The organism is Streptomyces sp. E2N166 (assembly GCF_003671715.1).
Lineage (GTDB): Bacteria > Actinomycetota > Actinomycetes > Streptomycetales > Streptomycetaceae > Streptomyces > Streptomyces thinghirensis.
This window is the reverse complement of sequence record NZ_RAIF01000006.1, coordinates 908,296-911,423: the sequence shown is the minus strand read 5'-3', so window position 1 is coordinate 911,423 and position 3,128 is coordinate 908,296. Positions and strand designations below refer to the sequence as shown.

Annotated in this window: 3 protein-coding genes; all 3 read left to right on the top strand. The window is 74.2% G+C overall.

Going from position 1 to position 3,128, the window contains the following annotated elements; genetic code table 11:
* Window positions 1–817, top strand: an 817-nt coding sequence (locus EBH09_RS37705) for a phosphopantetheine-binding protein (protein WP_121745685.1), incomplete at its 5' end; no start/stop codon positions are given.
* Window positions 814–2,745: a condensation domain-containing protein gene (locus tag EBH09_RS04560; protein WP_193776104.1), complete on the top strand. Its 1,932-nt coding sequence runs from the start codon at window positions 814–816 to the stop codon at window positions 2,743–2,745. The genes EBH09_RS37705 and EBH09_RS04560, both read left to right, overlap by 4 nt.
* Window positions 2,742–3,128, top strand: a 387-nt coding sequence (locus EBH09_RS38575; RefSeq protein WP_238697218.1) for an AMP-binding protein, incomplete at its 3' end; no start/stop codon positions are given. The genes EBH09_RS04560 and EBH09_RS38575, both read left to right, overlap by 4 nt.

The following is a 3,128-nucleotide window of genomic DNA, read 5'->3' as shown; positions in this document are numbered from 1 at the left end:
CGTCGCCTCCAAGACGACCGGCACGCTGGTCCTCGAACGCGCTCTGGCCGGCACCACGCCCGACTTCGTCCTGCTGTGCTCCTCCATCGGCACCGCGCTGTACAAGCTCAAGTACGGCGAGGTGGGCTACGTGGCGGCCAACGAGTTCCTCAACGCCTTCGCCCACAGCCGCCGGGCCCTCGGCATGCCGGTGGTCGCCGTCGGCTGGACCGACTGGCTGGAGGGGGGCATGTGGACCACGGCCCGCCGCGAACTGGACAGCCGTTACCAGGTGGACGCCCCCGACGGGATCCACCCCGCCGACGACCTGCTCCTCGGTCTCACCGACGCCGAGGGCGTCGAGGTGTTCCGCCGGGTGGCGCCTGCCGACGAGCCGCACCTCCTGGTCTCCACGCAGGACCTGCAGGCGCTGCTGGCCCGGCACGAGGACTACACCGTCGACGACCACCGCAGGGCCGTCCGTGCGCTGCAACGCGCCCGCGACGTACCGGCACGCCCGGTGGCGGAAGGGGCGGACGGGGCGGACGTACCCGCGGCGACCGGCCGGTCCGCGGAGATCACGGAGCGGACCGTCGCCGGGTGGTGGTCCCACCTGCTCGGTGTCGACGACCCGCGGCCCGACGACGACTTCTTCGCACTCGGCGGCGATTCCCTGATCGCCCTGCGGATGCTCGCTGTCGCCGAGGAGGAGGCGGGCGCCGAAGTGTCCCTGCCGTGGTTCTTCAACCACCCCACCATCGCCGAGCTGGCGGCGGAGATCAACCGGTTGAGGCGGCACACCGATGCCGCCGGAGGCGAGGAACGGGTGCTGCTGTGACCATCGAGGACCACTACGCGGACCTGGTGGCGCGCGGCGTGCGGCTGGCCGCCGAGGACGGCCGGCTTCGCTGCACCGCCCCGGCCGGCGTGCTCACCGACGCCCTGCTGCGGGAAGTGTCCGCGCGCAAGGACGAGTTGCTCGCCCACCTCGCCGGACGCCGGGTGCCGCTGTCCTTCGCGCAGGAACAACTCTGGGTGGCGCACCGTCTCGACCCGGCCGGCTCGGCCTACCACGAGCCCGTGCTCGTCGAGCTCGACGGCCCGCTGCGCCCGACGGCACTGCGCCGCGCGCTCGACGCGGTGTACCACCGGCACGAGACGCTGCGCACGGTGTACCCCACCCACCGGGGACGCCCCCACCAGGTCGTACTCCAACCCGGCCCGTGCCCGCTCACCGTCGTCGACCTAGCGGGTCTCCCCGCGCACACCCGTGAAGAGGCCGCCCGGCAGCAGGCGGAGCGAGAGGTGCGTCGCCCGTTCGACCTGACGTCCGGGCCCCTGCTGCGCGCCGTCCTGTTCGTGCTGGACACCGAGCGGCACCGGCTGCTGCTGACGCGCCACCACATCACCGGAGACGGCTGGTCCCTGGGACTGCTGCTGGACGACCTGGGCGACGCCTACCGCGCCGCGGCTCGTACGGACGAGCACCCGGTGCTGCCCGAGAACGACGTCCGCTACACGGACTTCGCCGAGTGGCAGCGCGCCACCCGACGCGACGACCCCCTCGGTGCCCGGGGCGCGGAGCGGGTCCGCGCGCTGCGCGGCGCCCCCACCAGCCTGCGGCTGCCACCCCCGAAGGCCGCCCGGCGGGCCCTCGGCGCCGGACCCGGCGAGGCGCGCATCGCCCGGACGGTCGCCCTGCGTCTCGATCGGGAACTCGCCGCCGGTATCCGCATCCTGGCCAAGCGCTGCCGGATCACCCCGTTCACCGTCCTGCTCACCGCCTACGCCACCGCCCTCGGCCACTGCTGCGGCCAGCGCGACCTGCTGATCGGCACCCCGGTGGCCGGGCGCCCCCGGGCCGAGTACGAACAGGTCGTCGGCACCTTCGCCAACCTCGTGCCGATCCGGATCCGCCTGGAGGGGAGCCCCGCCGTCGACACCCTGCTGCGCGGGGTCCACACGGAGGCGCTGGCCGCGCTGGAGGCGCGCGACGTGCCCTTCGCGGCACTCGTCGCCGAGACGGCGCCCGGCCGGGGCTTCGACGCCGACCCGCTGTGCCAGGCCACGTTCTCCCTGCAGAACCTCCCCCCGGCCCGGGCGGATCTGCCCGGACTGCGCACCAGACTGCTTCCCCCGCCGGAGGTGGCGCCCAAGGGCGCCCTGACCACCATCGCGAGCCCGGTCGACGGCGGCTACGAGGTGACGTTCACCCACGACCCCGCACGCATCGACGACGAGACGGCACGCGCCCTCGCCGATGGCTTCGAGCGGGTGCTGCGGCAGGCCGTGGCCGATCCGGCGGCGACCCTGGCGAACGCCGTCGGTCCCGAGGTCCTGCGCCCGGTCGCGGGCCCCGCCCCGACCGTCGGCGAACCCCGGCCGGCGCCGAAGGCCGAGCCCTCCGCAGTCGCGGCACCCGCTGCCGCCCAAGCGCCCGTGACGCCCACGCAGCACCGGCTGGCGGAGCTGTGGCGGGAGCTGCTGGCACTGCCACCGGACGCCGCCCCGGACATCCACGCCAACTTCTTCGATCTCGGCGGGGACTCCATCAAACTCACCCAACTGCTGGCCTGGGTGATGGACGTCTTCGGGATCGACCTGCCGGTGCGCCGGATCCACGAACTGCTCGACATCGCGTCGCTCGCGTCCGCCGTCGACGACGCCGTGCGTCAGCGGGACGTGGAGGCCGACGCCGCCCTCGCCGCCCTCGTACGCGAGGTGGAAGAACTGCCCGAGGAGGAGCTACGCAAGCGACTGCGCTGACCCGACCCCCCTCCGGGCGGGCCACCCACATCATCGACGCGCTCCTCCGGCACGCCGACGCCATACCCGACCGCACCGCCTATGTCTTCCTCGGCGACGGGGAGAACGAGTCCGAACGGCTCACCTTCGCAGCTCTGCGCGACCGGGTCGCGGCCGTCGCCGGCATGGTGTCGGAGCACTGCCCTCCCGGCTCACGCGCGCTGATCGCCTATCCCTCCGGGCCGGAGTACGTGCTGGGCTTCCTGGGGTGCCTGTACGCGGGCGTCGTCGCCGTCCCCTGCGACGTGCCGAGCCGGGGCCCGGGGCGGGAGCGGTTCGCGTCGATCGTCGCCGACGCCGAACCGGCCATCGTGCTGACCGGCACTCCCGGGGACGGCCCGCCT